Source organism: Flavobacterium sp. (assembly GCF_965262375.1).
Classification (GTDB): Bacteria; Bacteroidota; Bacteroidia; order Flavobacteriales; family Flavobacteriaceae; genus Flavobacterium.
Map to the genome: position 1 here is coordinate 535,869 of NZ_OZ253527.1, position 26,914 is coordinate 562,782.

At 35.2% G+C, this 26,914-nt stretch carries 20 protein-coding genes; 3 read left to right on the forward strand and 17 right to left on the reverse strand.

From position 1 onward, the window contains the following. Nucleotides 1-18 precede the first annotated feature (18 nt). Nucleotides 19-3,954, reverse strand: coding sequence for a T9SS sorting signal type C domain-containing protein (locus ACQY29_RS02520; RefSeq protein WP_428223684.1), 3,936 nt, complete (start codon nucleotides 3,952-3,954; stop codon nucleotides 19-21). A 197-nt stretch (nucleotides 3,955-4,151) separates the two neighbouring features. Continuing rightward, nucleotides 4,152-7,070, reverse strand: coding sequence for a hypothetical protein (locus ACQY29_RS02525; RefSeq protein ID WP_428223685.1), 2,919 nt, complete (start codon nucleotides 7,068-7,070; stop codon nucleotides 4,152-4,154). A 122-nt stretch (nucleotides 7,071-7,192) separates the two neighbouring features. Here ACQY29_RS02525 and ACQY29_RS02530 point away from each other — a divergent pair, with 122 nt between their 5' ends. Continuing rightward, the gene (locus ACQY29_RS02530; RefSeq protein WP_428223686.1) at nucleotides 7,193-7,660 is read left to right on the forward strand and encodes a regulatory protein RecX; all 468 of its coding nucleotides are present in this window, start codon (nucleotides 7,193-7,195) and stop codon (nucleotides 7,658-7,660) included. Nucleotide 7,661: 1 nt separating this feature from the next. Here the strand turns inward: ACQY29_RS02530 and ACQY29_RS02535 are convergent, their stop codons facing one another. From ACQY29_RS02535 to ACQY29_RS02555, 5 genes are all read right to left on the reverse strand, one after another. Next, entirely contained in the window at nucleotides 7,662-8,816 is a 1,155-nt protein-coding gene (locus ACQY29_RS02535; protein WP_428223687.1) for a beta-ketoacyl synthase N-terminal-like domain-containing protein, read from the reverse strand. A gap of 80 nt (nucleotides 8,817-8,896) precedes the next feature. Then, nucleotides 8,897-10,204 carry an adenosylmethionine--8-amino-7-oxononanoate transaminase gene (gene bioA, locus ACQY29_RS02540; protein ID WP_428223688.1) on the reverse strand — a complete coding sequence of 436 codons (1,308 nt, stop codon included), beginning with the start codon at nucleotides 10,202-10,204 and terminating at the stop codon, nucleotides 8,897-8,899. A 166-nt stretch (nucleotides 10,205-10,370) separates the two neighbouring features. After that, nucleotides 10,371-10,997 (reverse strand): dethiobiotin synthase, encoded by a 627-nt coding sequence (gene bioD, locus ACQY29_RS02545; protein WP_428223689.1) that lies wholly within the window; start codon nucleotides 10,995-10,997, stop codon nucleotides 10,371-10,373. Between the two features lie 124 nt (nucleotides 10,998-11,121). Next, nucleotides 11,122-11,736: a hypothetical protein gene (locus tag ACQY29_RS02550; protein WP_428223690.1), complete on the reverse strand. Its 615-nt coding sequence runs from the start codon at nucleotides 11,734-11,736 to the stop codon at nucleotides 11,122-11,124. Then, nucleotides 11,726-12,229 (reverse strand): RNA polymerase sigma factor, encoded by a 504-nt coding sequence (locus ACQY29_RS02555; RefSeq protein ID WP_428223691.1) that lies wholly within the window; start codon nucleotides 12,227-12,229, stop codon nucleotides 11,726-11,728. The genes ACQY29_RS02550 and ACQY29_RS02555 overlap by 11 nt, the downstream gene beginning before the upstream one ends. Nucleotides 12,230-12,399: 170 nt before the next feature. On the opposite strand from ACQY29_RS02555, the gene ACQY29_RS02560 reads away from it, so the two are divergent. Then, a complete protein-coding gene (locus ACQY29_RS02560; protein ID WP_428223692.1) occupies nucleotides 12,400-12,636 on the forward strand; it encodes a hypothetical protein in 237 nt (78 codons plus the stop codon). A gap of 292 nt (nucleotides 12,637-12,928) precedes the next feature. Here the strand turns inward: ACQY29_RS02560 and ACQY29_RS02565 are convergent, their stop codons facing one another. The 10 genes from ACQY29_RS02565 to ACQY29_RS02610 all read right to left on the reverse strand — a co-directional run bounded on the left by ACQY29_RS02565 (nucleotide 12,929) and on the right by ACQY29_RS02610 (nucleotide 25,944). Beyond that, entirely contained in the window at nucleotides 12,929-13,246 is a 318-nt protein-coding gene (locus tag ACQY29_RS02565) for a DUF2007 domain-containing protein (RefSeq protein WP_428223693.1), read from the reverse strand. 99 nt (nucleotides 13,247-13,345) lie between these two features. Continuing rightward, entirely contained in the window at nucleotides 13,346-14,512 is a 1,167-nt protein-coding gene (locus tag ACQY29_RS02570; RefSeq protein ID WP_428225859.1) for an aminotransferase class I/II-fold pyridoxal phosphate-dependent enzyme, read from the reverse strand. A 5-nt stretch (nucleotides 14,513-14,517) separates the two neighbouring features. Continuing rightward, nucleotides 14,518-14,982, reverse strand: coding sequence for a hypothetical protein (locus tag ACQY29_RS02575; RefSeq protein WP_428223694.1), 465 nt, complete (start codon nucleotides 14,980-14,982; stop codon nucleotides 14,518-14,520). A gap of 79 nt (nucleotides 14,983-15,061) precedes the next feature. Then, nucleotides 15,062-15,343: a F0F1 ATP synthase subunit epsilon gene (locus ACQY29_RS02580; RefSeq protein WP_428223695.1), complete on the reverse strand. Its 282-nt coding sequence runs from the start codon at nucleotides 15,341-15,343 to the stop codon at nucleotides 15,062-15,064. Nucleotides 15,344-15,432: 89 nt separating this feature from the next. Continuing rightward, nucleotides 15,433-16,944: a F0F1 ATP synthase subunit beta gene (atpD, locus tag ACQY29_RS02585; RefSeq protein WP_428223696.1), complete on the reverse strand. Its 1,512-nt coding sequence runs from the start codon at nucleotides 16,942-16,944 to the stop codon at nucleotides 15,433-15,435. A gap of 184 nt (nucleotides 16,945-17,128) precedes the next feature. Continuing rightward, nucleotides 17,129-18,652: an SGNH/GDSL hydrolase family protein gene (locus ACQY29_RS02590; protein WP_428223697.1), complete on the reverse strand. Its 1,524-nt coding sequence runs from the start codon at nucleotides 18,650-18,652 to the stop codon at nucleotides 17,129-17,131. A gap of 23 nt (nucleotides 18,653-18,675) precedes the next feature. Next, entirely contained in the window at nucleotides 18,676-21,468 is a 2,793-nt protein-coding gene (locus ACQY29_RS02595) for a TonB-dependent receptor (RefSeq protein ID WP_428223698.1), read from the reverse strand. Between the two features lie 208 nt (nucleotides 21,469-21,676). Beyond that, nucleotides 21,677-23,524: a glutamine--fructose-6-phosphate transaminase (isomerizing) gene (gene glmS / locus ACQY29_RS02600; RefSeq protein ID WP_428223699.1), complete on the reverse strand. Its 1,848-nt coding sequence runs from the start codon at nucleotides 23,522-23,524 to the stop codon at nucleotides 21,677-21,679. Nucleotides 23,525-23,526: 2 nt separating this feature from the next. After that, complete coding sequence (locus tag ACQY29_RS02605) at nucleotides 23,527-25,131, reverse strand: DUF4270 domain-containing protein (protein ID WP_428223700.1); 1,605 nt, start codon at nucleotides 25,129-25,131, stop codon at nucleotides 23,527-23,529. Further along, complete coding sequence (locus ACQY29_RS02610) at nucleotides 25,132-25,944, reverse strand: glycogen/starch synthase (RefSeq protein ID WP_428223701.1); 813 nt, start codon at nucleotides 25,942-25,944, stop codon at nucleotides 25,132-25,134. It abuts the gene before it with no gap. A gap of 107 nt (nucleotides 25,945-26,051) precedes the next feature. On the opposite strand from ACQY29_RS02610, the gene panC reads away from it, so the two are divergent. Further along, the gene (panC, locus tag ACQY29_RS02615; RefSeq protein ID WP_428223702.1) at nucleotides 26,052-26,900 is read left to right on the forward strand and encodes a pantoate--beta-alanine ligase; all 849 of its coding nucleotides are present in this window, start codon (nucleotides 26,052-26,054) and stop codon (nucleotides 26,898-26,900) included. Nucleotides 26,901-26,914 lie beyond the last annotated feature (14 nt).

Genomic DNA, 26,914 nt, shown 5'->3' on the forward strand with positions numbered 1-26,914 from the left:
CTGAGGCTCTTTTATGAATTAAAAAATAATTTTTCTAGTAAAGGTTTTCCCATTTTCGAGGGTTCCTTTTACAATCAACCCTTGATTATTTTTAGTAATCGTGTTAATTTGTAATTGCCTCAAGTTACTAATTTTTTGACCATAGAGTTTTTGACCAAGCACATTATAAACATCTATTTCTGTAATGGTATTTTCATTGGCATCTATTTTTATCACATCTTGCGAAACAAATACTGCTACCTCATTATCTTCCATATTAACAGCAGTATTTGATAATTTTTTATCAGTATAACGCAAAACAAAACGATTGTTTGTAATTCCTTTGCTTACAGTAAACTCATACGGTGCTTTAGTAAGATCATACAGAACAGCTGTATTTTTATCCTCAAGATAAATCGCTTGTGAGCGATCTGTAAATCGACCATCTACATTTGCAATAGCAATGCTATATTTACCCTCAGCAGGTACAATCATTCCTAATGGCACATTATCATTTTCATCAAAAGGTAATTGACGCCCTTGGATTGAATAAGCTGTATTATCTATCAAGGAATAAAATGAAAAACCAGATTGCAAACTCGTTTTTGATTCAAAAATAAAATCATCTTCATTCGTAGCGTTGCTTATATACCCCACCAATTGACCTGTAGCATTTTTAGAAGAATCTATCAAATCTAACCATATTCTATGTTTCTCATTACTACTCGTCTTAAAGAATTGGCTATTATTATGTGCTTTTGAGCGTTGGGAATTATTAAACTGCATGGTAGCCGTTGTAGGAACAGAGACATCGTCTTTCATGGTTACAAAAAAGGCTTGTCCTGCAGCAATTTTTCCATCAAATTTACCATAAGGAACTGCCCCTGTACCATTATATGTTACATAATCGTCCCCTGAATAATTATATCCAAATGTTTGATAATAAGGACTGGGATTAGCATTACTTATAGTATTGATATGCCTCCATAAACAGACTGATCCATTTTCTAATACAGCTGCATTATCCGTCAGAAACTCAACAGCATCAATTGCTGAAGGATACGGATTCCCAACTAAATTCCAGTTATCATCAAAACGATTAATTGGCGCATTTATACCTGGTGGTGGAGGCACTAAAAGAGTATATCCTCCTTTTTTTATAGTTACATTAACAACGCCATTATTGAATAGGCTTCCCGAAAAGTTCACGTCCTGATTTAAACTACTCGGCACTCTAAATATGTAACCCGTTCCTGGACTAAAATTTGTTCCTGTAGGTACAAACCAGTTTCCATACCCATACCCATTCCCATTAAAATGATCTGGTTTCCATTCATAAAATCTTGAATTCGGAATAGTGGCAAATGAGGTAGTAACTTGAGGGGATGTCCAATACACATAATCAAATGTGTGCAAATTAGTTGGTTTTCTAGACATTGAATTAGACCCAGCACCTGAGTAAGTTCCCGAATCATCTGTTTGCACTAATGACCCATTGTCCTCAATGACAACACTACCATTGTTTGTTACATTTTTAGCTACTTGCACATAATCGTTAGAAGCAATAGTTAAGGTTTTATTAGTCGCTAAAGTTAAGTCGCCATTAGCCTGCAAATCATTAGAAACGGAAGTATTGAAATTATTGTTCAGAATGACATTATTGAAAACTTCAGTTCCTTCTGGAGATACATTATTAATAACTTGCAAACTTGTGCCTTCAAAATAAACAGTTCCGTTCCCTTCTGAAAAAGCTGAGTTCCCAGCATTATTAGTCCAGTTACCATACAAATGAAGTCTGCTCGACGAATTGTTCATTTTCAAAGTAGAACCTGTTTCAATTAGTAAATTCTTAGCATAAGCTCCGTTCGGATATTTTGTAGTTGCACTTCCAATGGAAGGCTCTTTCGATTTATCAGTAAGAGTTACATCAGTACTTTCGGTAGGAACATATAGCCCTTCCCAGTTTTTACAATTAAACCAATTTGTATCATCATTCCCAGTCCAATAACCATCAGGATTACCATTAGTAATAACAAACAGTTTACCAATTGCGATATTAGTATAAGGTGATGTAAAATCTTCTGTAATATTCAAACATTCATCATTAACTGGCGTATCCCAATTTGAACTATTCATTATTGCCCCAAGTATTGCATTCTTCGAACCATTATGAATAGCCGAGTTTTTATAATAACGTACACCATCCATCGAGGTTAACTCGATATTAAAACACTGCAAATCTTCAGGCAATCTTGATTCTCTTGTAGCACCACCTGAAACAGCACTTGTAAAGGGAACCCATGAAATACCATTCGTCAATCCAAAAAGCACTTTCCCATTCAGTAAATTATAACGATTAGAACCAACGGTTCCATATGCTGTAAAATTACCTTGGACTATATAAATTTGATCAGAATCTGAAGATGAAATATTACATTGATTTGAATTTGTACTTGTTGAAAAACTATTTGTTATAATATTATTGATACTAATATCTGATATTGTGAATGCTTTTACATTGAATGAAATGATAGATCCTGCGGGGATATTACTAGAACCATTCCATATAAAAGTCAAAATTCCTAGATCTTGAAACGGATCATCAGCTCCTCCATACCATTTATTTGTCCTAATATTTGCACCAGCTCCTGCTTCATACCTTGAATTTATAATTGAAAATTCTGTTCCTGGTTTAATATCAACCAAAGAGGTTAAATAAAATTTATCCATGGCTGAACCTGAAACACATTCAGCTGTAGCATCGAAACCAACAAAAAGCAATTCACCAGGTTTGAAAACAGTAGTCGTTATATTCGTAACAGTAAGTTCCATTTCATTTGAAATAACTGAGCCACAAGGAGCATTAGATATTATTAAACACCTATATTTATTACCATTCATACCTATAGTAGCACCTGTAATTGATAAACTTGCTGAAGTTGTATTTGAATACATTCCACCCTCTGATAAATCTACAAACCCCGTACCTGTATCTAATTGCCATTGGTATGAAGAAGCATTTGATGCAACAACTGTAACTATTGTGTTTCCTCCATTACTAACACTAATATTTGAAGGTTGAATACTAATTGATGCTGACTCATTAATTGCAACAACTCCTGAGCTCAAAGCGTTTGTACTCCAACAAGTCCCGTTATAGTTTCTAACATAATAAGTACCTGTAGTTGAAACGGTATAGTTTGAAGAAGTTGGGTAGGAAGTACTAACTCCTGTGGCTGATGTTTGCCAATAATAACCTGAAGGATACGTTAGGGTAGCAGATCCACAGGCAGGATTTGCAGAAACAGTGATTGAACCCACTGGGTCTGTTGGGTAAGTTGAACAAGTTTGTCCCGTAATTTCAATATCATCTAAACACCAAAACTCATTACTAGCATCATTAAGGGCATTAATTCTAAGTCCTACTTTAGATGTACCATCTGGTATATTTATGGTCAGAGTTGAATAAACAGTTCCTTGATTAGTACCTGATGTTCCTGATACAACCGTATTAACTCCTGCTGTGGTGGTAACTCCTGAAGCATTAAAACCCCATCTAGCATTAGTATCCCCTTTTACGGTAATTTCTGAGTTAGCTTCTGAATTAACTTTAAAGGAATCATTATTTAATTTAGTAAAAACTCTCAAATAATCACCTCCATCTGCACCATTAGCACTATTCCCCGATATACTTGAAATTCTCAAGGTGATCTTAATTGAACTATAAGAAGAAACCGAAATATCATTGAACGTAATGTCACCAGATTCACTGTTAAACTGCAATGATTTAGCTCCTGTTCGAATTCTCTGGTTTGTTGGAGTTCCTGTATTTGTAGTTGACACAGTCCCTCCATTTTTTGTATAAGCCCAATTCGGTGATGATGGAACTGTTTCAAAACTTTGACTTGCAATAGTAGTTTGCCCAAAAGTTACAACACTTACTAATAACCCAAGTAACATTAATTTTATCTTCATACTATAAAATTTAACGCCTTTCTGAAAATCAATGATTTAAATTCCAGAAAAGCGTCCAAATTTATAGAATTTTTTCTACAAGCTATACCTTGTAATTATTAAATTATCATTATGATTTACTCAAAACATATTTTTGTTACCGAATGAACAATAAAAATCTAAAAAACAGCTATATTTTATCAAATTAAAAAAATATATTAACGTTCAATTTTTCGAACAAAACTGGTTCCGTCTTCATATTCTCCTTTTATAATCAACATCTGATCTTGCAAATCAGAGGTTTGAATTTTACAATTTTTAGCTTCTACTTTTTCATTTTTATAAACCGATTGACCTAATAAATTATAAACAAGCACTTTTTTAATTCCCAATTGTTCCGAAACAAGTTCTATAGTATTTTGATCTCTTAAAACCTTCAAAACATTTGAAACTTTATTTCCTGTTGCAATGTCAAGTTTATTGTTAGTATAGCGCAGCACAAATCGATCAACTGTATTTCCTTTATTGATTGTAAAAGTATAAGGAGCAAGTTTTAAATCATGAATAATACCCATCTTCTTATCTTCTAGATAAATTTTATTTTCATTTTGCAAGAATCGACCATCCACAGCATTAATAGCTATAGTATAATTCCCATCTTTAGGCACTATTAATCCCAGTTTTACTTGATCATCGTTATTAAAAGGCAACCCTTTTCCTTGGATATTAAAAATATCATTTCCTGAAATTGAATAGAATTTGAAACCTTCTGCCAAACTTTCTTTCGAATCGTATAGAAAATCCACCCCACTAGTGGCTCCATCTATATAACCAATTAATTGTCCCGTAGCCATTTTAAAGCTATCCACCAAATCTAACCAAATACGATGCTTTTCAGGAACTGAAACTTTATTATCTCTAGTAGATTTATAAAACTGGCTGTTATCATATGTTTTACTTCTTTGCCCGTTGTTAAATACTACACTAGAGCTAGAAGGCACACTACTATTATCTTTCATTACAATAAAAAACCCTTGACCCGAAGCAATTTTTCCGTCAAAAGCGCCAGGTGGATTTGAACCTAAAGCATTATAAATAACATAATCATTAGCCGAGTAATTGTATGAAAATGATTGATAGTAAGGACTAGAATTGGAATTTGAAATAGACGTTAAATGTCTCCACAAACTCACCGAACCATCTTCCAGAACGGCACTATTATCGGTTACAAATTGTATCGCATCTATAGCTGAAGGATAAGGATTTCCTATTAAATTATAATTATCATCATAAATCGTAATAGGACCATTTATCCCAGGTGGGGGCAAGAAAACACCTGTATAAGGTCCTTTTTTAATTGTTGCTGTAACCACTCCATTATTGAATTGCCCACCTGTAAAAGTTACATCCTGATTCAAATTACTTGGCACTCTAAAAATATAACCTTTCCCTACGGTCATATTTGACCCTGAAGGCGTAACCCAATTTCCATATCCATACCCAACAGGGTTAGCAAAATCAGGAACCCATTCATAATATCTCGAATTTGGAATCATACTAAAAGGGGTAGAAACCAAAGGAGAAGCCCAATAGACATAATCAAATAGATGCAAGTTAGTCGGTTTTCTCACCATTGTATTTGTCCCTATACCAGAGTTAACTGAGGCATTGTTATTTTGTATCAACGAGCCATCATCATCTACAAACAAAGTTCCATTGTTTACTATTCCATTGTCAACCTCAATGTATTGGTTGCTATTTACTGTTATTGTAACACCTGGATTTATCAGTAAACTACAACTACTAAAATTACCTAAATTCGTATTGTAATTTCCTGCAATCACAACACTTTGAGTAATCGTAGGCGGGGCTCCTAAACTCCACACACTACCATTCCAAGTATTTGTTAATACACTATTTAAAACCAAATTTGAAGTAGGTAATGAAACACAACCATTGGCATTGGTAACCGTAAAATTATAAGTATTAGGATTTAATCCTGTTAAAGTCGTTGAAGTGCCTGTACCTGAAATCGCACCAGGATTGATAGTCCAAGTTCCACTAGATGGCAAACCAGCCAACACAACACTACCTGTCGCATTAACACAGCTTGGCTGTGTAATTGCACCAATCGTTGGTGTTGTTAGCAAACTATTCACCGTTATTGTCCCCGTAGCCGAAACACTTCCACAACCGCCTGTTAAAGGTATGCTGTAATTAAAAGTACCTGCTACACTTGGCGTACCTGTAATTGAAATGGTATTTGAAGCCCATGATGCCGTAACTCCTGTAGGTAAACCCGTAGCTACCCCTATACCCGTAGCTCCTGTAGTTACATGCGTAATAGTAGGGATAGCCGTACTGATACAAACTGACGGGCTCGATGAAGCAGCGCCAGCTGTGTTATTGGCATTTACAGTTATTGTTATTGGAATTCTAACGGTAGTATAGGTTGAAGTAACCATTTCTACATAATAAGTAGTTGTAGATATTAATCCAGTTAAAGCATACGAATAAGGAGAAGTACTATCAGTATATACAGCAGTACCACCTGTAGAAACAGTATACCATTTAACAGAATTTATAGTAACACCTGAAAGAAGAGAGTTTGGTGTCACTGTTATAGTCGAAGCTAATGGACTACATCCTGAACTTGGACTAGCAACAATTGTAAAAGGAGTAAAACCTCCAGCCGCAACTAGTTCGACAAAACTCAAAGGTGTCCCACCGCCTTGACAAGTTGCTATAACTACTCCTCCAATAGTAATCCGATCTGAATTACTACAACTTCCAGAATTACCGCCATTGATATTTGCACCTAACTCAAACTCAATTGAAGAACCCGCACCCAATGATAAATCAAAATTTGCACCATTAAAAGGAGCAAAATCTAAAACAGCATTATTTCTTACTATAAAACGTATTGCACCTAAACACGTCAAATCTAAATTTGCATTCATAGATAATGTCATAGGAGTAACACCGTCTCCAACATATACTATCCCGCCACAACCCGTTAACGGAGCCGTTCCACAGGTCAATGTACTTGCATTTGTATTTGATGTAAGATTACACTGCCCATACAAAGTAGATTGAATAGTAAGAATAAAAATTACTAAAGATAAAATTTTTTTCATAAGCAGTTTTTTTAGTTATTTGAACCTCGTAAATTGTAAACTTAGGGTTTACTAAATTTAGAGATTTAAAAATTAGCGACCAAACTTTTTAACAAAAAGCTGATATACAATACCATACAAACATGCTTATTCCTAGTACAATTTCTAAAATAGAACACTACTGCGCTTACCAAGAACGCTGTCACGAAGAAGTTAAATCGAAACTAATTGCACTTAAAGTACCTTCGGATGAAATTGACGCTTATTTAGTTTATCTCATAGAACACAACTTTGTGAACGAGGAACGTTTTGCTTGTACCTTCGCTAGAGGCAAACATAACATCAAAAAATGGGGTCGGTTACGTATCACTAACGAATTGAAATTTAGACAGATTTCCAAATTCAATATTGAAACAGCATTGAAAGAAATAACAGAAAAGGACTACCAAAAAAACTTTCATGAATTGGCAGAAAAGGAATGGAACAGCATCAAAGAAAGTAATCCACAAAAGAAAAAGAAGAAGTTTTGTGACTTTCTATACCGAAAAGGCTACGAGAGTCATTTCATTTTTGACAAATTAGAGGAATTGGGAAAAATGGAAAACGAGTAAGTTACACCGACAAAAGCACACTCACCGCATTACCTCCAAAACCTACGGCATTGACCATTACTTTTTTAATCTGCATTTTTTGATTGGGTATTTTTAAATAAGGAATTCCTATAAATTGCTGGTGCTGCATCATCAATACCGCTAATTCAACACTCAACAAACCCGAAGCACCAAAAGTGTGTCCCATTTTCCACTTATTTGTCGTTAGCATGGGTACTTTTTCACTAAAAACTTTTTGAATGGCTTTATACTCCGAAGTATCCCCTTTTAACGTTCCAGGTGCATGCATCACTATAACATCTACTTCCGCTGGATTTGTATTTTTTAACGCCATTTGCATGGATTTTTGAAAACAAATCGCTTCTTCGGAAATAGAAATATTATGCTGCAATTCATCGGTGGCATACCCCACACCTTCAATAAAAGCAAGCGTGTTTTTAGGATTCCCTTTTTCTAAACATGCCACTGCAACTCCTTCACCCAACACCATGCTATTTTTTTTCTTTTCAAAATCAAAAGCACGACACGGATAAGCCCCTTGCTCTTTTGAATAGATTTTGAGAGCATTCATTTGTGCTAGTGTAAAGTCGGTAAGAGGTGCTTCACTTCCTCCTATCAAAAATTTATCAGCCATATCCGCTTGCAACCATGCCACCGCATTTAACAAAGAATGTAAAGCAGTCGAACAGGTAATGGAATGTGAAATAGCCAAGCCTGTATTTTTCAAATCATGTGCCGCCCAAGAGGAAATATTTCCCAAAGTAGAAGTTGGCGAAGTTAAGGTTGGAGTTTTCCCTGTCTCTAAAAAGGTTTTATGAGCAGATTCAAAAATTTGCGTAGCGCCTCGTGAAGAGCCTATATTAATTCCAAAATCAGTCCCAGCTCCCCAGCCTGCTTTTTCTACCGCTACTCTAGAGGACAAAATAGCCATCAAAACGGTTTCGTCTAATGGTTTGTATTTTTGTTCTGAAAGACGCAACTCCTCCAATAAAGCTTTAGATTTTAAAGACAATGGAGCAACGTATTCATCGGCATTATTCATTCGTCTTTTCGTAATAAAAGTCTTATCCGACAAATAGTTTTGCCAAATTTCTTCAGGTTGATTTCCTAAAGCTGACAGGGTAACTAACGAGGTAATGGCAATTTTTTCTTTCATACGTAATAGCGAAAAGCAATGCAGTCCGTTCTTTTTTGGGACTGCAAAGTTCGCAAAGTTTTATCGAGACCGCAAGTTTATTACACAATTTCCAAGGCGTTTTCTATTGTTTGATAGATTTTTTTCAATTGCGAATCGGTAATGATATAAGGCGGCAAAATGTAAACAATATTCCCTACAGGGCGGAGGATAACACCATTTTCAATAAAAAAATTATATAGTTTATTCCGAATAGAACCGTAATACGAAGTTTCCCCGTTAGTAACTACTTCCAATGCAAAAATCACCCCACGCAAACGAGTAGCTTTTACTTTGGGATGCTTTTCAATTCTAGCTTGAAAAGCAAGGTGTGCTTCGTGAATACGTTTTATGTTTTCATTGGTCTCCGCTTGCTCCATCAATTCAATACTTGCCAAAGCGGCCGCACAACCCGTGGGATTGGCCGTAAAAGTATGCCCATGAAAAAATGCATGATTAATATTTTCACTCTTGAATCCTTCAAAAACAGCATCGGTAAACGAAGTGATAGCCATCGGAATCGTTCCACCTGTCAAGGCTTTCGAAAGACACATCATATCAGGTTGTTGCGTCAGATAATCACAAGCAAAATACTTGCCCGTTTTTCCAAAACCCGTCATGACTTCATCAGCAATAGTAAAAATGTTATTTTCTTTACAAATTGCAAGGAGTTGATTTAAAATTTCAGGCTCATACATCACCATCCCCGCAGCACCCAGCACCAAAGGTTCAAAAATAAAAGCGGCTACTTTTTCATTTTGAATGGCCTTGCGCAGTGCTTCTAAACTTTCTCCTTCTTTGCCTTCTACAGGCACTGGAATACGAATGACCGTAATCAAATCATCTTGAAAAGCTTGCGTAAACAACCCAACCCCACTCACTGCCATGGCACCAAAGGTGTCGCCGTGAAAAGCATCTTCAAATGCAATGATGGTATTTTTTTTAATTCCTTTGTTATAAAAATACTGAAACGATGCTTTAATGGCTACTTCAACCGCCGTGGAACCATTGTCAGAATAAAAAAACTTCTTTTGATTCGAGGGCAAAATAGTGACCAATTTCTCCGCTAAAGCAACCGCTTTATCATGGGTAAAACCACCAAACAACACGTGCTCTAATGTTGTAAGCTGTTTGTAAATCGCATCCGCTATAAAAGTATTCGAATGTCCAAACGGATTGACCCACCACGAAGCAATCGCATCAATATATTCCTTGTCATTTTCATCCCACAATAATGCGTCTTTCCCTTTTACAATGGCTGGAAAGTCATTTACTGTTTGATGTTGGGTATAGGGATGCCAGTTGTATTTTTTGTCTTTTTCTGATAACAGCCCCCTAACCCCCAAAGGGGAAATTTGTTTAGTATTCATAATTATGTTTTTAGAAGAGAATGGATGATGGATGATGGATGATGGATGACGGATGACGGATGACGGATGATGGATGATGGATGATAGACATCTGCTTATATCTTTTATCTATCCGTCTTTTATCTATCTGTCTTTAACTATCTATCTTTAACTATCTATCTTTACTCTATTCTCCTTGTAAATTTAAAAGATTCTCACGGAATTTATCCGCGTAATAGCTAATCACATTTTGGTCAAAATAGGGTTCATTGTCAATACGACCTAACATTTTTAACCCTGTTTTATTCAGGATAACATCCTCCGTAGAAGGATATTCATCTCCAGAAAAAATAATTCCAGCAATATCTAGATTTCTATTTTTCAAGGCTTCAATGGTCAGTAAGGTATGATTGATACTTCCTAAATAATGACGAGAAACAACGATAACTTTATAATCAGGCTGTATTAAGTCAATAACACAATCAGTGTCGTTTAGAGGGACAAACAACCCTCCTGCCCCTTCTATTACCAAATGATTATCCGTTTGAGGAGTCTCAATTTTAGTTAAATCGATAGTCACACTATCTAATAGTGCAGACAGATGCGGACTGGCTGGCGTTGTAAGCGCATACGCGTTATCAAAGAATTTTGATTTTGTATTTTTTACCTTTGACTTGACTTTATCTGTATCTGAATTATCTAAATCGCCTGCTTGTACAGGTTTCCAATAGTCTGCTTCCAACGCTTCAGTAACAATAGCTGAGGCTACTGTTTTTCCAACATCGGTACCTATACCCGTTATAAATAGTTTCATGGTAACTTTTTTGGGCAAAGTTCGGTAAGAAAAGATGAAATTTACAACGCTTTTATGGTTTATTTAACCACAAGGAACCCGAAGCCATCACAAAGAACACTAAATAAATTTAATTCTTGATTTTTTACTCCTTCAATTCATCCAAGACCTTTCGAATTTCTTTAGCGTATTTACCATAAAATTTATGGACCCACCATTCTGTAACAAAACCGATACTTGCGGTCATCCCAATAAAAAAACCAACTGCAAAACCAATGGCTTTTCTATTTTTTTCTGGATTAAAAAAATCTGTAAGCACCCCTTGAAAGTCATGCAACATTATCATGCCTACAAAAACCAACGCAAAGGGCACCAGCGAATAGGTAAAAGATTTATACAACTGGATATTCAATAAAATATCATAATACGTTTCATACAAACTATCCTTTGTACTTAATTGTTGTTTGGGCAATCGTTTATAAAACTGGTATAATTTGATTAAAAAATAGCTACAAATTGCCACAAAAGGCAAAAACAACATATAAAACACAGCCTTTAAATCGCCTGAAAAACGATATAAAAAAGGCAAGCCTCCAATAATACCCACAGAAATCGCTTGCAGGATTAACTCATTTTTCAAATTTTTTCTGATTTTATCCAATGGCATATTGACACTTGCTAGTTTGTCTAAGTTGGAAGGAAGAGCCATTTCGGGCGTCTTTTCGTTTTTCCAAGCTTTTTCAATATCGTTAAAATCCATAACCTTGATTTTTAATAATTTCTTTTAATTTTTCCTTCGCTCGGTTCAATTTCACTCGAGCATTCCCTTCTGAAATCCCTAAATTTTCACCAATTTCTTTATGTGAATAGCCTTCCAATTGGTAAAAAATAATCGCTTTATCAATTTTATCCAGCTTTTGCACGGCGCGATAAAAATGGTCCAGTTGACTTTCTTTGACAAGCGAATCCTCGTCTTCATCTTTGATATTTTCAGAAGCAATTTCATGCGTATCCACTTTGCGTTTCTCCTTCTTTAAAAAAACAATAGCCGTATTGATAGCCACACGATACATCCATGTCGAAAACTGACTTTCGCCTTTAAAACTATCATAGGCTTTCCAAAGCTGATAGATAATTTCCTGGAACAAATCCTGCTGGTCGTCAGGATTGTCCATATACATTTTGGAAACCTTATGCAGGATTCCTTTATGATTTTCTATACGGGCTAAAAATTCTTGTTCTTTTATTTTCAAAACCTTTTAGGATAAACGCAATAACTGTGTAACGCTAGTTTGAGAAGTAAGTATTCAAAATGTAGAAACGTTACAAGAAAATTGAAAAAATTTTAAAAATACACCTTAACATTTCTACACCTATCTTTTATTTATATTTGTATTATCACTTATTCAAAAAAATAAAAATCATGGATGCAATCAGGCAATTTATTGATGTAAAAGACCAAAAATTCGAGGTCATACTTCCAGATGATTTTAGAGCCAAACGTGTGGAAGTTATCATTCTACCTTCAAATGAAAACTATTCAGAACCCTCAGAAACAACTCAACAACTTTTAGAAGAGCGCTTAGCTTATTTAAAACAAAATCCAAAAACTAGAATCGATTTTGACCAACTTCTAGATGATTTAGAAAATGAGATATAAAATTGTAGCGCTTCCACAAGTTAAAAATGACTTGACAAAAGCGAATAGTTACTACAAAACTATCTCTAAGAGTTTAGCTAAAGCATTCCTTAGTCGTATTAAAGAAGGTAAAAACTATATCACTACAAATCCCTATGGTGATGACATTGTTTATAAAAATGTCAGGTTACATAAAATCAGATAATTCCCTTATCACATTCACTACTTGATTGAAGAAACATCAAAGAGTATAATCATCATTGCCGTAGAGTTCTCTAAACGAGATAAAATTGATTTTTCAGAAAGATAAAATTTATTGCACATCAAACTCAAAACTACAATCAGTACACTTGTATTTTCTTTTGGTATAAAATGGCAACATAAATAACAGAAAAGAAAAAAGGAAACTCAATAGGGATTTGATATCCTTAATCGTAGTGTAATAATCTACCTTTTTTCCTTGGCATTGTGGACAACTAATATTTTTCCCATCATCTGTCATTGCATACTTATTGATGGATTCCAAAACCAACACAGCCTTATCAAAATCTTCTGTTTTAACAAACAATTTAACACCTCCTATGGCATGACTCACCATCGGGTCGGTATCAATGGTGTAATTATCAAACATAAAACAGGAATTTGTTCTGATTCTAATTTACCTTTAACGATAATCGCTTCAGAAGAAAACTGAAACGAAGCCACTTGTTTGAATGTAGCATTCATAAAATTATAGGATTAATTGCATTAAAGATTCCAAAACTACAGCTATTTGCTCAGGCGTATTGTAGGCATGCAAACAAAAACGTAAACGTTCCTGCCCTTCAGGCACTGTAGGTGATAAAATAGGTTTCACCTCAAAACCTTTTGCTTGCAATTGCTGAGCAATAGTTTTTACTTTCTCATTACCCGAAACAATGGCACATTGAATGGCGGATTTGCTGTACACAAATAGTGGTTTTAACCCTAAAAGTTGCTTACATTGATTGAATTGAATAATATTGGCTTTCAACAATTCCATAGCTTGGGTAGATTGTTCTAAATACTGATAAGCTATTAAAATAGTCGCCACCGCATGCGGAGAAAGCCCTGTGGTATAAATAAAACTACGGGCGAAATTCACCAAATACGATTGCAACAAGCCACTACCCAAAATAACAGCTCCATGACAACCCAACCCTTTTCCAAAGGTCATAATTCGGGCAAATACTTTATCCTGCAGGCCTAAACTTTGCACCAAACCCTCTCCTTTTTCGCCAAAAACACCTAAAGCATGCGCCTCGTCAACCACCAAATAACAGCCATACTGCTCACATAGATGAGTCAATTCTTCTAAAGGAGGCGAATCGCCATCCATAGAGTAAACCGATTCAATAACGATATAGAGGGATGAAGGATGAGAGGTGAGGGGTGTTGGATGTTGGTCGGTAAACTTCAAAAGCAAACGCTCCAAATCTTCCACATCATTATGCTGAAACTTATAAGATTTGGCGTGTCCTAATTGAATCCCATCACGAATAGAAGCATGACACAATTCGTCATACAAAATAACGTCATTGCGCTGGGGTACACAGCTAAAAAAACCGACATTGGCATCATAACCCGAGTTAAACAATAAAGCAGATTCAGCTTGATGAAATTGCGCTATACAGTGTTCTGCTTTTTCGTACAAGGCATGATTCCCCGAAATTAAACGCGAACCGGTAGCCCCATTTAGTTTAAACCCATTTTCAACTAAAAACGTATGCGTAGCATCAAAAATAGCTTCAGATTGAGCAAAACCTAAATAATCGTTTGAAGAAAAATCGATTCGGTCTTGATAAACAGGTAAAGTGCGTAAGGCGTTGTTTTGCTGACGTACTTCAAGCTTTTCTAATAAGCTATTTGGTAAATTCACAGACATTAAAACTCCACCCCTATACGTTTCACATTCTTCAATTTATCCACATCGATAAACAAAAACCCATTACTCTCTTTAATTTTGAATTTGAAGTCGGCAAAATAAATCTTTTTAATTTGTTCATGTTTGGCTTCGATATCTTCAAACAAAGTACCAATGGTAAATCCGTTCAATTTCCATTTTTTATTGGTAATCGTCACATTTTTAAATCGATTGTCCTGCATGAGCATGGTTAATCCGTCGTAAGTAAATGAAAATACGGCTGGCTCACCTTTCTCTTGAATTTCTTTATCTAAAGTAATGGCTTTGCCCAAAATAGCTTCCACCTTATCAGGGTCGATGGGCACACATATATTGATTTTCTTATTCGTTTTTACATTTGTCAAGATCAAAGTACATCCTTGCGCTTGCAAAGCATTCATCCAAAAACCGAGAACGGTCATCCATACAAAAAATTTTGCCTTCATAATGATACGATTTGAGGGAACTAAAATAACAAAAAAAGCCAAACATTGCTGTTTGGCTTTCTTAATATTTCTTACTGTTTTAGTCCACTAAAACAATAATTTTATTATCATTCATTTCGATAGTTCCAGAATTGATAGGCAACCAAAATGTTTGTTCATTAACTTTATTAAACTTGCTTACAAATTCTTTAGCAATTTTAATATTCGAACCTTCAATTTTCACGTTACCTTTTCCTAACAACGACACTATAGGTGCGTGGTTGTTTAACATTTGGAACTCGCCATTTACTCCAGGAACCGCTACCGAAGTAACTTCTCCTTTGAATAATGTAGCTTCTGGTGATACTATTTCTACAATCATAACTTTTTGAGTTATTAGTAAATAGTAAATAGTAAATAGTTAATATAAAAAACAAGCTAATTACTTTTCACTAATCACTAGTTACTATTTTACGCTTCAGCTAACATTTTTTGACCTGCTTCGATAACATCTTCGATGGTACCTTTCAAGTTGAAAGCAGCTTCAGGTAAGTGGTCTAACTCACCGTCGATAATCATGTTGAAACCTTTGATAGTATCTTTGATATCTACTAACACCCCAGGGATACCTGTAAACTGTTCTGCTACGTGGAATGGTTGCGATAAGAAACGTTGTACACGACGAGCACGTGATACCGCTAATTTATCTTCTTCAGATAATTCTTCCATACCTAAGATAGCGATGATATCTTGTAATTGCTTATATTTTTGTAAAATTTCTTTTACTCTTTGAGCACAGTTGTAGTGGTCAGCACCTAAAACTTCTGGAGATAAGATACGAGAAGTAGAATCTAATGGGTCTACCGCTGGATAAATACCTAACTCGGCAATTTTACGAGATAATACCGTAGTTGCATCTAAGTGCGCGAAAGTTGTAGCTGGCGCTGGGTCAGTTAAGTCATCCGCAGGTACATATACTGCTTGTACTGAAGTAATTGAACCTTTTTTAGTAGATGTAATACGCTCTTGCATAGCACCCATCTCAGTTGCTAACGTTGGTTGGTAACCTACCGCAGAAGGCATACGACCTAATAACGCAGATACCTCAGAACCCGCTTGAGTAAAACGGAAGATGTTATCAACGAAGAAAAGTACGTCTTTTCCTTGGTCAGTACCAGCTCCATCACGGAAGTACTCAGCAATAGATAAACCTGATAATGCCACACGAGCACGAGCTCCTGGTGGTTCGTTCATCTGACCGAATACGAAAGTAGCTTTAGAATCTCTCATTCCAGCTTTATCAACTTTAGTCAAGTCCCATCCTCCATTTTCCATAGAGTGCATGAAATCATCACCATATTTGATAATCCCTGATTCTAACATCTCACGTAATAAGTCATTTCCTTCACGTGTTCTTTCCCCTACTCCTGCGAATACAGAAAGACCACCGTGACCTTTAGCAATATTGTTAATCAACTCCTGGATTAATACTGTTTTACCTACACCAGCACCACCGAATAATCCAATTTTACCTCCTTTTGCATAAGGCTCAATTAAGTCGATTACTTTAATACCTGTAAATAAAACTTCCGATGAAGTTGATAAATCTTCGAATTTAGGAGCTTGTCTGTGGATGGGCAATCCGTTAGCACCTTCTTTAGGCAAATCACCTAAACCATCAATTGCGTCACCTACTACATTGAACAAACGACCATAGATATCTCCACCGATAGGCATTTGAATAGGAGCTCCAGTAGCTACTACATCAACACCACGGCTTAAACCGTCAGTAGAATCCATAGAGATAGTACGTACTGTGTTTTCTCCGATGTGTGATTGTACTTCAAGAACAAGTTTTGTACCATCTTGGTTAGTGATTTCTAATGAATCGTAAATTTTTGGAAGTTCAACTTCTGCAGCATTGAAAACCACGTCTACTACGGGACCAATGATTTGCGCAACTTTTCCTATTACCTTAGACATACTTATGTATTTATTAAATAGCTATTTAGTTATAAAAAACGCTGTGTTTTTTCAGAGTGCAAAGATAATTTTAATATTGTGAATTCCAATACAAAATTTTGGTTTTTTTAATTCTTAAGCTCCAAACCTCTTTAAAACAACAAAACCGACTAATAGTCGGTCTTGTTAGGTTGTGAAAAATGTATTAATTCACATAATTATTAGCAGGAATTGTTTGCGGATACAACGCAGGTTTTTTACCTATATCAATCATACGAATTGTAGATTTATATTTAGCATTGATAGCCTCGATCATTTTATTAGCAATAAAAGCATAACCTCTTGCACCTGGATGCACTCCATCTAATGAAAAAGCTCCCCCTTTTACATAGTCCGCCGTTAAACTATAATCACCAAAACGCACATTACCCGCTAAAAGCTGATCCATAGCTGCTTTCGCATCAAAGAAAGCCAAGCCTTTAGCATTAGCTACAGCCTGAATAGTTTGATTGTATTTATCAGTAGCATTTTTAACCAACTCTGCCTCTTTCGACGTTAATACCCACTTGTCTTCCAAAGGCACTGACAAACCATTAATCAACAATGGATTACCACCAACAGTTGTCCCAATAAATGTACGAGACGGCAATAAGATAAAATCATCTTTTGTAGTCTGTCTATAAGAAGGGATACCATAAGCCGATAAATCTTTAAGATTTTCATCAACTATAACCACAGGATTTTGGCCAACTTTAAACACAATTGTTCTCATATTAGCTTCAGCTTGCGTAATCAAACCATTTTTAACAGCTGACAACAAAGCTAAATTATACTTTGGCGAAGTAGGAGTGCCCGTAAATGCATCGTTTAACAATGCTACTTTAGCAGCATCCAAAGGCACTGGATTAAATGGAACTGTAGTAAACAAAGGCAATGTACTTACATATGGCAAATTAGCCACCACACCTTTTGCTCCGTTTTTAGTCATCTGGTCTACTATTCCACTATACACATTTGCAAAGACATTAGGATCTGTAATATCATAACCTCCATAAGTTAAAGGATTTGTATTACCTGTTTGATCTACACCAACACCACCAGAGGTAGCAAAACTCAAAACGTCGTTTCCGCCTATCCACAAAGAAAAGAAAGTAGGATTTTGCGAAGCAGCATCCGCTAACATAGTTGTACTAGGTGAAGTAGCAAATCTAACATAATAAGGATTTGCGGTTTTAGTTGCTAAACCCGCAGGACTACCATAACCTGCAAAAGTCAAATGAAAGGATTTCGCCCCAGGCACACTCACATTATTAAACGGCCCCAAATTAGCAACTCCTGGAAAAACATCATTAACTATCTTCCCTCCCACAGGCAAAGGACCTTGTGTAGCAAAATCAAAATATAATCTTGTATCAAAATCAGGTATTTGCGCACCTCCAGCTAACAAACCTCCAATATTATCGGTCATAAGTGGAGATTTAAAAACTCCACCACCTGCTGCTGCGAATTGACGTGCCATTTGTTCAGGATACGAGTTCAATTGCCCAGCAACAAACAAGGATTTATCACTATAACCAGCACCAAAAGAATCTCCTAATGCTACATATTTAGAAAAGTTTGCCTCACCCGCTGTCACAGGAACATCAGCCACTACTTCTTCTTCCAAATCTTTATCACATGCCATAAAAGCAAATGAAGCTAACAAAACCCATTTTATATTTTTAATCATAATTCTCTACTTTAAATTAAACATTACGGATTGATTGTCCAAGAAATATAATACTGACGCCCAATTTTACCAGCACCAGGTACTTGGATATAATCTTTACCAAATAAATTTGTACCTCCAACTTTGATTATTGACTTCAAGAACGGAATTACAGAATTAATTTGCGCATCATACACCACGTTTTCTGGTACTATAGCATCCACCATAGTAGATTCCCATAAATATTTTGAATTGTAACGAACATTTGCATTAAACCCAATACCCATAAACAAGTTGTCACTACCTAAAGATGCTTTAGCACGATGCTTAGGCGTATTGAATCCTGCCTCAAAATCTGGGTCTTGACTATTATCATATTTAAAATCCGAATAATTATAGCTACCACTCACATTGAATTTACCAATCTTACGACTTGCTCCAACTCCTACTCCCAATGAAGTAACCTCTGATTTTGAATTGGTGTACACTTGGAATTTTCTAGTATCTGAATTTTTTATTGCTGTTTCAGCACCCGTCATATCCGTATGTACATCACCATACAAAGGTTTCACCACATTTGAATTACTGATAAAATCATTATAAACATTATAATAAGCATTCAAATCGAATGAAATGTCTTTAAAAATAGAACGATATCCTGCTTCAAAAGCCTGCACACGTTCCGGTTTCACTAATCCTACGGTTGCTATTTTCAAATCTGCCTTATTCAACGTCTGTCTGTATTGATCTACCGAAGCCGAAGTAAATGAATTATAATAAGCATCATAAGCTGTTACAGTTGCAGTTTGACCAAAACCTCCATCAATACCAGCTTGACTTAACGGAATAACCTCTTTATAACGCAATAAATTATCTTCCGCAGAACCCACAAAAGCAACAGGCCCTACATTTAGACCAATATATTGATCTTGAGTAGTTGGGTTACGGAAACCCGTTTGGTAAGAAGCTCTAAGATTATGTTGTTTCTCTTTACCCGCTGCATACGATAACGATAATCTTGGCGAAATATTCCCTTTAAAATTTTGCGATTTATCATAACGTGCAGAAGCCGTAACTTTAACACGATCGTCTACTAATTTCTTTTGCAATTGTGTATACACACCATATTCATTATAAGTTAGCGGCTCACCTGGTTTATCAGTAAATATCGTTCCTTTTGAATCCATAGTATAACGACGACCTGAGCCTCCTATTTGCACTTCCGCAAACTTGATCATGTCTTTAAAATTATAATTCAAATCAACATGATGAATTCTTGAATGATCTATTAACTTAGCCCCTTTAGTCAAATCGGCACTCGATTTCACTTTTGTTAATGCTGTATTAAATTCAGCAGTCCCAGGCTCTAAACGAACACCTCCACTTGGAGCTAAAGGCACAAAAGGACTAATCGCCATATTATAATCAGCAAAGGCTCTTGCTTTTTGATCCGCTTGATCCACCGGCAGCCCTAAAACAGTGTTTGACATAATATAAGCAGTAGCATAATCTTTAAACCAAGCCGGATCTGACTTAGCCTCACGATTCACATTCCATGCCGCAAACCCTAAGTTATACGAATTACCTGCATCTTCACCTGAACGGTAAATTCTTGCAAAGAAATTATCTCCTTTTACTTCAAATTTAATCTGATCCATAAAGAAATCTTTCAAAGCATAACGATTACCTCCTTGATAAAGCGTATTACCAATACCTACTTTATACTGTCCAATAAATTCGATATTTTTAGCAAATTTAGAATCGGTAGTAGCCCAAGGACGTATGTGCACCGAGGCATCTAGTTTTGCACTATTAATCTTACCGTCAGATAATTCTTTTTCAGCATAACCCGTACGACTCACTTGACCCACACCTGGAATAAACACACTGATTTCATCACCATAAGTATTCAATCCATCATAATTACGATTCACCGCATGACCCACACCTCCAGTAGTTAAACTTCTACGATCGTCAGCCATCCACTCCGTAGCTTGCAAATAAGTAAAGTTCGCTTTTGCAGCAAAATGATCTGAAAAACGTTTAGCCCCTCTTATTCCTAAATCATAAAAATTATTAGTACCCGCAACATCTTGTGAAGTCACTCCATATTTAAAATAAGCAGACAAACCTTCTTTATTGAATGGATTTCTACTGTTCATAAACATGATTCCATTAAAAGCGTTAGCACCGTATAAAGCAGAAGAAGCTCCTGGCAAAATCTCAACACTAGCCACATCTAAATCAGAAACACCTAATAAATTTCCTACAGCAAAATTTAATGCTGGAGAAGAATTATCCATTCCATCAACTAACTGCATAAAACGTGTGTTCCCAATAGTTGCAAAACCACGAGTATTCACCGATTTGAAATTAAAACTTGATGTATTAAAATGAATATCTTTTAAATTCTCTAATCCTTCATAAAAAGAGGGAGCGGTTGTATTTTTAACTTCCTTCAACCCCATACGTTCAATCGTTACTGGCGACTCAATAACACGTTCTGGAGCACGAGATGCAGATACCACAATTTCATTTAAACTTGTTGACTGTTCTCGTAACACTATAGCAATTACCTGCTCTTTAGATTCAACAGTTACAGTTTGACTTCCATAACCAAGCATTACTACTTCAATTTGAAAAGGAAAATTTGATACATTTTTCAAAAAAAATCTCCCATCAAAACCAGAAGACGTACTTGAAGAAGCTCCAACAATTTTAACATTTGCTCCTGGCACAGGCTGACCTTTATCATCAGTAACACTCCCAGAAATAGAACTTTGAGCAAATGTCAAAATGCTAAAAAGCAATGACAAAAAAGTAAAATAGACTCTCATTCGCTAAATTTTTGATTGGTTTATATCACCAAATTACGACATTTTTTTTTAACTAATAAAATTTGCTCTCCTTTTTTTCAAACAATTGACAAACTGTTTTACCTATATTTTAACACAAATACTACACAAAAGCACTAATCTTTAATACTTTAAAAATAAAAAAAGCAGGAAAAATTCCTGCTTTCTTAATCTATACTTTGAAATATTTTTATTCTACCGTAACAGACTTAGCTAAATTTCTAGGTTGATCTACATTACAACCACGCAATACAGCAATATGATATGATAACAATTGCAATGGAATAGTTGCCAATAATGGCGATAATGCATCTGAAGTTTCTGGTATCTCTATAACATGATCCGCTAAAGCACTTACCTGCTCGTCACCTTTAGTCACAATAGCAATGATTTTACCACTTCGTGATTTGATTTCTTGAATATTACTTACCACCTTATCATAATGTACTTGTTTAGGCGCAATAACAACCACTGGCATGTGCTCATCAATTAAAGCAATAGGACCATGCTTCATTTCAGCAGCTGGATACCCTTCGGCATGTATATAGGAGATTTCTTTTAATTTTAGTGCACCTTCTAAAGCCACAGGGAAATTATACCCACGCCCTAAATACAAACAATTTGTAGCATCTTTGTAAACCTCTGCCACTTGTTTAGCAACATCATTAGTTAATAACGCTTCTTGCACTTTTTCGGGTATTAACTCTAACTCTGACAAATAACGGTAAAAATCTGAAGTAGACAAAGTACCCTTAGCTTTAGCTAAACGCAATGCCATCATAGTCAAAACAGTAATTTGAGTGGTAAACGCTTTGGTTGAAGCCACTCCAATTTCGGGACCAGCGTGAGTATAAGCACCAGCATGAGATTCCCTAGATATTGAAGAACCTACTACATTACAAACACCAAACACAAAAGCTCCTTTTTCTTTTGCTAATTTGATTGCAGCTAATGTATCTGCAGTCTCACCCGATTGTGAAATAGCAATTACAACATCATTTTCATAAATTATAGGATTTCTATAACGGAATTCCGAAGCATATTCCACTTCAACAGGGATACGAGCAAACTCTTCGAATATATACTCAGCAACTAAACCAGCATGCCATGAAGTACCACAAGCAATAATCAAGATGCGATTAGCATTTGTAAACTTATCTATATTATCTTCAACACCAGCCATTTTCACAATACCATCATTAGACAACAAACGCCCTCTGTAAGTATCTTTAATTACATTTGGTTGCTCATAAATCTCTTTAAGCATAAAATGATCATAACCTCCTTTTTCAATTTGCTCTAAGTTCATTTGTAATTCCTGAACATAAGGATCTACTAAAGAATCATCTTTAACTCTTCTTATTTTCAGTGGTTTTTCCAAACTTACAATTGCCAATTCCTCATCTTCTAAATAAATAGCATTAGAAGTATATTCAATAAAAGGAGATGCATCAGAAGCAATAAAAAACTCATCTTTACCAATACCAATTGCTAATGGACTTCCCAAACGAGCCACTACAATTTCATTTGGCTTTTTTTTGTCAAACACACAAATAGCATATGCACCAACAACTTGCTTTAAAGCTACCTGAACAGCCTTACCTAATTTTAAACCTTCATTTTTCTGCACATCCTCAATCAAATTCACCAAAACTTCCGTGTCAGTATCTGACTTAAAAGTATAGCCTCTTTTGATCAATTCTTTTTTTAACGGCTCATAATTTTCAATAATACCATTATGCACGATAACTAAATCACCTGAATTAGAAACGTGTGGATGAGAATTCACATCATTAGGCACGCCATGCGTAGCCCAGCGTGTATGCCCAATTCCAATATTTCCATTAAGAGTAATTTCATTAACTGATTTAGCTTCTAGATCAGAAACTTTACCTTTTGTTTTTGACAACTTTAGGTCAGTTCCATCATACAACACAATTCCAGCACTATCATAGCCTCTATACTCTAAGCGTTTCAATCCTTTGATTACAATAGGATACGCTTCTCTATGTCCAATATAACCTACTATTCCACACATATTTAATTAGGTTTAGTATAACTAATTTTTAATTGAATTTTATCTGCACCTGTTGTTCCACCTAGAATCGTTCCTAAAGGATTCAAAACAGATGACATTGGAAAGAAAGATTCTTTACCATTTACAAAAGCTGTCGAAAAAGCTAAATTCCCTAAAGATTCTGGAACTAAACGTATATCCTCCGTAATCGCTAAGCCCAATTTCACATTCTTGTAAGCCCCTGTAGTATTAGTCAACAATCGATTAAGATGATCTGTAATACGGATACGATACATATATTTATCACCAACTTTTAATAATTGTCCACCAAAAACTACTTTGTTTTTTTTAGGAAAACTACTAACTGTTGTATTATCTGAAAAATAATCAACCAGAGAAGTTTTATTATCGTAATCAAACAAATACAAACGCATTGGATTCAAATAATTAAACGATTTAGAACCAGTTGCCGATAACTTAGCTACGAATGATGGATCAACTGTAAGATACAAACTTGCATCATTCAAGAGTCCCTTTTTAGCTTTTAATTCATTAATTAACTCATCCTTAATTAACAAAGTAGCTATAGAACCCTGACCTCCTTTTAAATAAACCTTAGAAGGATCTTTAACCACAGGCACTGTAGGCCTGATATTAACACTATTTCCTGACAATTTCAAAACAAAAGTTTTCATATCTTTTACAGCATTATCAAGATCAGATGCTGCTTTCTTTTGCTTATAATAAATAGTAACATCAGCTTTTTTAAAATCTAACATTGCTAAAGCACCATCTACACCAATTTGAGACGCCTTAAGGGTAATCCCCCTCACATTATTCACAAAAGCATCATCATTTGCTAAATTTGATTTTGGCGCATTTAAAACATTTGCACTAAAAAAATCTTTATCTAATTTAATACGAACACGAGGAGAATAGCGAGCTTGAACATTATCTGGCTTCCCTTTAATATCCAATAAAACATTATTCGCATCAACTTTTGGCTGTTCAAACTCAGCTTGATTAAATTCTAAATCCACATTAGCTAACTTTTCACCTACCTGAGATAATATATTAGTTTGATCGGAATAATATTTTGCACCTAAATGAGGATTATTAGCGTCAAAATCGTTCAAAGCAAAATTATTTCTAAATACTTCTAACTTTATCTTTGGCAATTTAGTAGTACTATAATCCGTATAATAATCTTTTTTATTCGTAAAAATTGAATCTAATCGATAAGTACTTTTCCCATTTGAATCTGTAGATAATTTTGTACTAAAGTAAGGCAAACTCAATACCACACTATCGATAGACGGACTCAAAGTTTTATCAAAGACTACCCCTTTTTCAGCTAAAGTTAATTGCGAAACAAAAGATGCTTCTGTAGTTCCAAAATCTTCATTTGGATAAACCCCCAATTGATTAACCAATAAATTATTAGTTTGAACCTTAGAGGCCTCTATATTCTCAAAAGATACAAGATCACTTTTATCTTCCCCAGCTAAAAAATCAAAGGTTTGAGTCCCAAGCAACTCAGAACCTATAGTATTATAATCTTTATCGCATGAAATTAAAGTTCCAATAGTCAAAACCAAAGCAACTTTCTTAATCCAATTATATTTCATCTACAATCCTAATATATGTGTATTATAAAATTGTGTATAAGCATCTGCTAATACATCTTTCGCAGCGAAAGGTAAAAAAGGTTTTCCAGAAGCTTCTATAAATTTTGTTAAATTTGAAGAAATTTCTTCTGACCCTTGGGCAACCCCGTCCGAGTGCATTATAGCTACTTTCATCAAGTTTTCATAACTTGGCGTATCTAAATCCGCAACAGCCTCTTGTGGCACGCCATCAAACTGTACTTTCTTAGACATTTCCATATCCAATTCACCTTGATAACCTTCACCAAAAATAGAAGTCACAATTTTCGTCTCTGAAAACAAAGCATCATCTTTATAATAATGCTTCATATAAACTGGTAACAAAGAAGCTAACCACCCTTGAACATGGATAATATCTGGCACCCAATTCAACTTCTTAACCGTTTCTACCACTCCTTTAGCAAAGAAAATAGCGCGTTCATCATTATCAGGATACAAAACTCCTTCCTCATCAGAAAACGTAGATTTACGTTTAAAATATTCATCATTATCAATAAAATATACCTGAATTCTCTCTTTGGGTATAGAAGCAACTTTGATAATCAATGGCATATCTACATCATTCACCACCAAATTCATTCCTGATAATCGTATTACCTCATGCAACTGATGTCTTCTTTCATTTACATTACCGTATCTCGGCATAAAAATTCGAATTTGACCACCTTGATCATTAATCATTTTTGGTAAATCGAATGACATTTGAGAAACCTCATTTTCGGGTAGATACGGTACTACTTCGGATGATACATATAAAATCCTTTTATCCTCCATGCTTATTTTCCTGTTTTGTTTATTGGACACAAATCACGCAAAATTACAAAATTTTATGGAGATAACGACTAAAATAGTAATTTTGCACATATTTTCAAAATATTCGTATGCCTTTATACACACAACAAAGTGACTTAAAGCACTATTTATCAGCACAAATCGCCGCTAATAAAACCATTGGTTTTGTTCCTACTATGGGTGCCTTACATCAAGGTCACTTATCATTAATGGAACAATCAAAACACAATAATGACTTTACAGTAGTAAGTATTTTTGTAAATCCCACCCAATTTAACAACCAAGAAGATTTAGAAAAATACCCTCGTACATTAGAAAGTGATTTGAATAAAATAAATCAATTAGACGATAGCATTATAGTCTATGCTCCTAGCATCGAAGATATTTACACTAACAAAACAGAGTCTACTCATTTTGACTATGACGGTTTAGAATTTCAAATGGAAGGCAAACATCGCCCAGGTCATTTTGACGGTGTAGGAACTATTGTAAAAAAACTATTCGAAATCGTTCAACCCAACCGGGCTTACTTTGGAAAAAAAGACTTTCAACAATTACAAATTGTAAAAAAACTAGTTGAAAAACATCATATTCCAGTAGAAGTTGTGGGTTGCGAAATTTTTAGAGAAGAAAACGGACTAGCAATGAGTTCACGCAACGAACGTTTATCTGCAGAAGAACGCGCTGAGGCATCTATAATATACAAAACCTTAAATCAAGCAAAAGAACTTTTTAAAACAGAAACACCTCAATCGGTAAATGAATGGGTAGTTAAAGTTTTTGAAAATCAAAAGCATTTTGAATTAGAGTACTTTGAAATTGCAGAAGAGGAAACACTCTTGACATGCAACACAAAAGAGTCAAACAAAAACTACCGAGCTTTTATTGCTGTTTTTGTAAACAATATCCGCTTGATTGATAACATTTCACTAAAATAATATAACTTTGCACT

Excerpts from the sequence above, each read along its gene's own strand:
- bioA (WP_428223688.1), bottom strand. The coding sequence starts at position 10,204 with ATGAATACTAAACAAATTTCCCCTTTGGGGGTTAGGGGGCTGTTATCA.
- ACQY29_RS02610 (WP_428223701.1), bottom strand. The coding sequence starts at position 25,944 with ATGGAGGATAAAAGGATTTTATATGTATCATCCGAAGTAGTACCGTAT.
- ACQY29_RS02590 (WP_428223697.1), bottom strand. The coding sequence starts at position 18,652 with ATGATTAAAAATATAAAATGGGTTTTGTTAGCTTCATTTGCTTTTATG.
- ACQY29_RS02535 (WP_428223687.1), bottom strand. The coding sequence starts at position 8,816 with ATGAAAGAAAAAATTGCCATTACCTCGTTAGTTACCCTGTCAGCTTTA.
- ACQY29_RS02560 (WP_428223692.1), top strand. The coding sequence starts at position 12,400 with ATGGATGCAATCAGGCAATTTATTGATGTAAAAGACCAAAAATTCGAG.
- ACQY29_RS02550 (WP_428223690.1), bottom strand. The coding sequence starts at position 11,736 with ATGGATTTTAACGATATTGAAAAAGCTTGGAAAAACGAAAAGACGCCC.
- ACQY29_RS02595 (WP_428223698.1), bottom strand. The coding sequence starts at position 21,468 with ATGAGAGTCTATTTTACTTTTTTGTCATTGCTTTTTAGCATTTTGACA.
- ACQY29_RS02605 (WP_428223700.1), bottom strand. The coding sequence starts at position 25,131 with ATGAAATATAATTGGATTAAGAAAGTTGCTTTGGTTTTGACTATTGGA.
- ACQY29_RS02575 (WP_428223694.1), bottom strand. The coding sequence starts at position 14,982 with ATGAAGGCAAAATTTTTTGTATGGATGACCGTTCTCGGTTTTTGGATG.
- atpD (WP_428223696.1), bottom strand. The coding sequence starts at position 16,944 with ATGTCTAAGGTAATAGGAAAAGTTGCGCAAATCATTGGTCCCGTAGTA.
- panC (WP_428223702.1), top strand. The coding sequence starts at position 26,052 with ATGCCTTTATACACACAACAAAGTGACTTAAAGCACTATTTATCAGCA.
- glmS (WP_428223699.1), bottom strand. The coding sequence starts at position 23,524 with ATGTGTGGAATAGTAGGTTATATTGGACATAGAGAAGCGTATCCTATT.
- bioD (WP_428223689.1), bottom strand. The coding sequence starts at position 10,997 with ATGAAACTATTTATAACGGGTATAGGTACCGATGTTGGAAAAACAGTA.
- ACQY29_RS02580 (WP_428223695.1), bottom strand. The coding sequence starts at position 15,343 with ATGATTGTAGAAATAGTATCACCAGAAGCTACATTATTCAAAGGAGAA.
- ACQY29_RS02525 (WP_428223685.1), bottom strand. The coding sequence starts at position 7,070 with ATGAAAAAAATTTTATCTTTAGTAATTTTTATTCTTACTATTCAATCT.
- ACQY29_RS02530 (WP_428223686.1), top strand. The coding sequence starts at position 7,193 with ATGCTTATTCCTAGTACAATTTCTAAAATAGAACACTACTGCGCTTAC.
- ACQY29_RS02520 (WP_428223684.1), bottom strand. The coding sequence starts at position 3,954 with ATGAAGATAAAATTAATGTTACTTGGGTTATTAGTAAGTGTTGTAACT.
- ACQY29_RS02565 (WP_428223693.1), bottom strand. The coding sequence starts at position 13,246 with ATGTTTGATAATTACACCATTGATACCGACCCGATGGTGAGTCATGCC.